The organism is Bradyrhizobium sp. 62 (assembly GCF_023073035.1).
Lineage (GTDB): Bacteria > Pseudomonadota > Alphaproteobacteria > Rhizobiales > Xanthobacteraceae > Bradyrhizobium.
Window position 1 is genome coordinate 91,623 of the sequence record NZ_JADPIT010000010.1, and the last position, 5,451, is coordinate 97,073.

At 64.9% G+C, this 5,451-nt stretch carries 3 protein-coding genes and 1 pseudogene; all 4 read left to right on the forward strand.

Annotated features, from left to right (window positions below; translation table 11 throughout):
* The coding region (gene kdpA, locus IVB47_RS04625) for a potassium-transporting ATPase subunit KdpA (RefSeq protein WP_247460119.1) at positions 1–1,530 on the forward strand (1,530 nt) is incomplete at its 5' end.
* A gap of 65 nt (positions 1,531–1,595) precedes the next feature.
* Positions 1,596–3,710: a potassium-transporting ATPase subunit KdpB gene (gene kdpB, locus IVB47_RS04630; protein ID WP_247460122.1), complete on the forward strand. Its 2,115-nt coding sequence runs from the start codon at positions 1,596–1,598 to the stop codon at positions 3,708–3,710.
* A gap of 163 nt (positions 3,711–3,873) precedes the next feature.
* The gene (locus IVB47_RS04635; RefSeq protein ID WP_247460124.1) at positions 3,874–4,476 is read left to right on the forward strand and encodes a K(+)-transporting ATPase subunit C; all 603 of its coding nucleotides are present in this window, start codon (positions 3,874–3,876) and stop codon (positions 4,474–4,476) included.
* A gap of 37 nt (positions 4,477–4,513) precedes the next feature.
* Positions 4,514–5,451: pseudogene (locus IVB47_RS04640) on the forward strand (two-component sensor histidine kinase); the annotation flags it as partial.

The window sequence follows — 5,451 nt, forward strand, 5'->3', positions numbered from 1 at the left end:
CGCGAGCAGCATTGGCTGACCTATACGGTCGCCATGCTGCTGTTCCATGTCGGCGGCTTCCTCATCATCTACGGCGTGATGCGGCTGCAGGATGTGCTGCCGTTCAATCCGGCCGGGCAGTCGGCGGTCGCCGCGGATCTCTCCTTCAACACCGCGATCTCCTTCATCACCAACACCAACTGGCAGAACTACGGCGGCGAGAGCACGATATCCTATCTCGTGCAGATGCTCGGCCTGACGCACCAGAACTTCCTGTCGGCGGCAACCGGCATCGCGCTGGCGGTGGCGCTGATCCGCGGCTTCTCGCGCGCGTCGGCGCGCACGGTGGGAAATTTCTGGGTCGACGTCACCCGCTGTACGCTCTACGTCCTGCTGCCGATCTGCGTCGTCTACACGCTGTTCCTCGTCTCGCAAGGCATCCCGCAGACGCTCGGTGACTATGTCGAGGCCACCACGCTCGAGGGGGCCAAGCAGACCATCGCGGTCGGGCCGGTCGCCTCGCAGGTCGCGATCAAGATGCTCGGCACCAATGGCGGCGGCTTCTTCAACGCCAATGCGGCGCATCCGTTCGAAAATCCAACCGCGCTGTCCAACTTCATTCAGATGCTGTCGATCTTCGTGCTGGGTGCGGCGCTGACCAACGTGTTCGGCCGTATGGTCGGCGACCAGCGCCAGGGCTGGGCGATCCTGTCCGTGATGGGCGTGCTGTTCGTCGCCGGCGTCGCCATCACCTATTGGGCGGAGGCCAACGGTACTTCGATCCTGCACGCGCTCGGCCTGACCGGCGGCAACATGGAAGGCAAGGAGGTTCGCTTCGGCATCGTTGCGTCCTCCCTGTTCGCCGTGATCACGACGGCCGCCTCCTGCGGCGCGGTCAACGCCATGCACGGCAGCTTTACCGCGCTCGGCGGCATGATTCCCCTGATCAATATGCAGCTCGGCGAAATCATCGTCGGCGGCGTCGGCGCCGGCCTCTATGGCATGCTGCTGTTCGTCGTGCTCGCGATCTTCGTGGCAGGCCTGATGGTCGGCCGCACGCCGGAGTATGTCGGCAAGAAGATCGAGGCGCGCGAAGTGAAGATGGCGATGCTCGCGATCCTGGTGCTGCCGCTGATGTATCTGGGCTGGACCGCGGTCGGCGTGGTCTATCCGGCGGCGGTCGCCTCGATGGCGAATGCCGGGCCGCATGGCTTCACCGAGGTGCTCTATGCCTTCACCTCGGCGACCGGCAACAACGGCTCGGCCTTCGCGGGCCTCACCGGCAACACCTTCTTCTACAATCTCACGCTTGCAAGCGCGATGTTCGTCGGCCGCTTCTTCATGATCATCCCGGCGATGGCGATTGCGGGTTCGCTGGCCGCCAAGAAATCGATCCCGCCGTCCGCGGGCACCCTCCCGACCACGGGCGGGCTGTTCGTCGGCCTCGTCGTCGGCGTGATCCTGATCATCGGCGGCCTCACCTTCTTCCCGGCCCTCGCCCTCGGCCCCATCGTCGAGCATCTCGCGATGAACGCCGGCCAAGTGTTTTGAACAACAAGTGTTCTGAACAGCGAGTGTTCTGATCGACCGCCTTCTGATTGTTTGGAGTGACCTCCATGGATACCATGAAACTGCAAAAACGCGCGTCCTTCTCGGCGATGCTCGATCCCAAGATCGTCGTGCCTGCGATCCGCGCGTCCTTCACCAAGCTAGATCCGCGCTTGATGATCAAGAACCCCGTGATGTTCGTTGTCGAGATCGTGGCTGCGCTTACCACCGTGATCTTCCTCCGCGATCTCCTCACCGCCGGCGAGAATCTCGGCTTCACCTTCCAGATCATCGTTTGGCTCTGGTTCACGGTGCTGTTTGCCAACTTCGCCGAAGCGGTGGCCGAAGGCCGCGGCAAGGCGCAAGCGGAATCGCTGCGCAAGACCCGCACCGAGAGCCAGGCAAAGCTGCTGACCGGCGCCGGCCTGGCCTTCAATCTCGTGCCGGGCACCAGCCTCAAGGTCGGCGACATCGTGCTGGTCGAGGCCGGCGATACCATTCCCTCCGATGGCGAGGTGATCGAGGGCGTTGCGTCCGTCAACGAGGCCGCCATCACCGGCGAGTCCGCACCCGTGATCCGCGAATCTGGCGGCGACCGTTCGGCAGTGACCGGCGGCACCCAGGTGCTGTCCGACTGGATCCGCGTGCGGATCACGGCAGCGCAGGGCTCGACCTTCATCGACCGCATGATCAAGCTGGTCGAGGGCGCGGAACGGGCGAAGACCCCGAACGAGATCGCGCTCAACATCCTGCTGGCCGGTCTCACCATCATCTTCGTGTTCGCCACCATCACCATCCCGAGCTACGCGGCCTATGCCGGCGGCTCGATCTCGGTGGTCGTGCTGGTCGCGCTATTCGTGACGTTGATTCCGACCACGATCGGCGCGCTGCTGTCGGCGATCGGCATCGCCGGCATGGACCGTCTGGTCCGCTTCAACGTGCTGGCGATGTCCGGCCGTGCGGTCGAGGCCGCCGGAGACGTCGACACGCTGCTGCTCGACAAGACCGGAACGATCACGCTCGGCAACCGCCAGGCGACCTCCTTCCGCCCGGTGCGTGGCGTCACCGAGCAGGAGCTCGCGGACGCCGCCCAGCTCGCATCGCTCGCCGACGAGACCCCGGAGGGCCGTTCGATCGTGGTGCTGGCCAAGGAAAAATACGGCATCCGTGGCCGCGAGATGGCCGAGTTGGGAGCCACCTTCATCCCCTTCACGGCGCAGACCCGCATGAGCGGTGTCGACGCCGGCGGCTCGTCGGTGCGCAAGGGCGCGGTCGATGCGATGCTCAACTATGTCGGTGGCGGTGCACCGCTGGTGGTTGCCTCCGGCAACACGGCTCGTTCCATCCAGCTCGCCGGGCTCTCGGACATTGGCCGCGAGATCCGGACCATTGCCGACGAGATATCGAAGGCCGGCGGTACGCCGCTGGCGGTCGCCAGGGACGGTAGGCTGCTCGGCGTCATCCAGCTCAAGGACATCGTCAAGGGCGGCATCCGCGAGCGCTTTGCCGAGCTGCGGCGCATGGGCATCCGCACCGTCATGATCACCGGCGACAATCCCATGACGGCCGCCGCGATTGCAGCGGAGGCCGGCGTCGACGACTTCCTGGCGCAGGCAACTCCCGAGGACAAGCTCAAGCTGATCCGCGACGAGCAGGCCAAAGGTAAGCTGGTGGCGATGTGCGGCGACGGCACCAACGACGCGCCGGCGCTCGCACAGGCAGACGTCGGTGTCGCCATGAACACCGGCACGCAGGCGGCCCGCGAGGCCGGCAACATGGTCGATCTCGATTCCAACCCGACCAAGCTGATCGAGGTGGTCGAGATCGGCAAGCAGCTGCTGATGACGCGCGGCGCGCTGACCACGTTCTCGATCGCCAACGACGTCGCGAAGTATTTCGCGATCATCCCGGCGATGTTCCTGGCGTTCTACCCCCAGCTCAACGTGCTCAACGTCATGAACCTGTCGAGCCCGCAGAGCGCCATCCTGTCGGCGATCATCTTCAACGCACTTGTTATCATCGCGCTGATCCCGCTGGCGCTGAAGGGCGTCGCCTATCGCGCGGTCGGGGCCGGCGCACTGCTCCGGCGCAACCTGCTGATCTACGGCCTCGGCGGTATCGTCATTCCCTTCATCGGCATCAAGGCGATCGACCTCGTCGTCGTCGCCTTGCACCTGGCTTAACCCCGTCATTGCGAGCGAAGCGAAGCAATCTGTCATTGCGAGCGAAGCGAAGCAATCCAACTATTTCCGCGGCACGGATTCTGGATTGCATCTATCTGCGGAGACAGTCTGGATTGCTTCGTCGCTTCGCTCCTCGCCACGACGAAAGAAATAGGAGAAACGCATGCTCAGAGAAATCCGCCCCGCCATCGTCCTGCTGCTGGTGCTCACCGCCATCACCGGCCTGGCCTACCCGCTCGCGATGACCGCTATTGCCGGTGCGATCTTCCCCGCGCAGGCGCAGGGCAGCCTGACCGAGAAGGACGGCAAGGTGGTCGGCTCCGCCCTGATCGGGCAGGAGTTCAAGGACGACAAATATTTCCACGGCCGTCCCTCGGCGACGGTGGCGCCGGATCCGAACGATTCGACCAAGACGGTACCGGCGCCCTACAACGCCGCGAATTCGGGTGGCTCAAATCTCGGCCCGACCAGCAAGGCGCTGGCCGACCGGCTGAAGGAAGACGTGGACAAGCTCAGGGGCGAGAATCCGAATGCCGCCGTGCCGGTCGACCTCGTGACGACCTCAGCCAGTGGCCTCGATCCGGATATCTCGCCGAAAGCGGCGCAATTCCAGGTGCCGCGCGTCGCGAAGGCGCGAAACGTGCCGGAGGATCAGGTCAAGCAACTGGTGGCTTCCAACACCCAGGGCCGCCTGCTCGGCCTGATCGGCGAGCCCCGGATCAACGTGCTGACTCTGAATCTCGCGCTCGATCGTGCCACGAAGTAGTCTAGGCTAGGTCCGCGCGGATGATTATATTGATCTGATGGTCCGAGAGCGCCGCGATCCCGAAAAACGTCCTTCGCCCGAGGCGCTGCTGGAGGCCGCGCGCCGGGAGCAGGGCGTGAGCGGCAAGCTGAAAATCTTCGTCGGCGCCGCTCCCGGCGTCGGCAAGACCTACGAGATGCTGCAAAGCGCCCACGCCAAGCGCAAGGCCGGCATCGACGTCGTGGTCGGCTTCGTCGAGACCCATGGCCGCGCCGAGACCGAGGCGCTGGTGCGCGGGCTGGAAGTGATCCCGCGCAAGAAGCTCGACTACCGCGGCCAGATTGTCGAGGAAATGGATCTCGACGCCGTGATTGCGCGCCGGCCGAAAATCGCGCTGGTCGACGAGCTCGCCCACACCAATGCTCCCCTTTGCCGTCATCCGAAACGCTATCTCGATCTCGAGGAGCTGCTGTCCCACGGCATCGACGTCTACACCGCCGTCAATATCCAGCACATCGAGAGCCTGAACGACGTCGTCGCGCAGATCACCCATGTGCGGGTGCGGGAGACCGTGCCGGATTCGGTGTTCGACCGCGCAGACGCCATCGAGCTGATCGACCTCACGCCCGACGACCTGATCCAGCGCCTGAAGGAAGGCAAGGTCTATGTCCCCAGGCAGGCCGAGCGGGCGCTGGAGCATTATTTCTCGCCGGGCAACCTGACTGCGTTGCGCGAACTCGCGCTGCGGCGCACGGCCGAACGGGTCGACGAGCAGCTGCTCACCCACATGCAGGCGAACGCGATCGCCGGTCCCTGGGCCGCAGGCGAGCGCATCCTCGTCTGCATCAGCGAAGATCCGCGCGCGGCCAGCCTCGTGCGTTACACCAAGCGGCTGGCCGACCGGCTGCACGCGCCGTTCATCGCGGTGTCGATCGAGACGCGGCGGTCCCTGCAAATGTCCGATGAGGAGCGCGACCGGCTGGCCGATACGCTGCG

Coding starts and splice junctions, on each gene's coding strand:
- IVB47_RS04635 (WP_247460124.1), top strand. CDS start 3,874: ATGCTCAGAGAAATCCGCCCCGCCATCGTCCTGCTGCTGGTGCTCACC.
- kdpB (WP_247460122.1), top strand. CDS start 1,596: ATGGATACCATGAAACTGCAAAAACGCGCGTCCTTCTCGGCGATGCTC.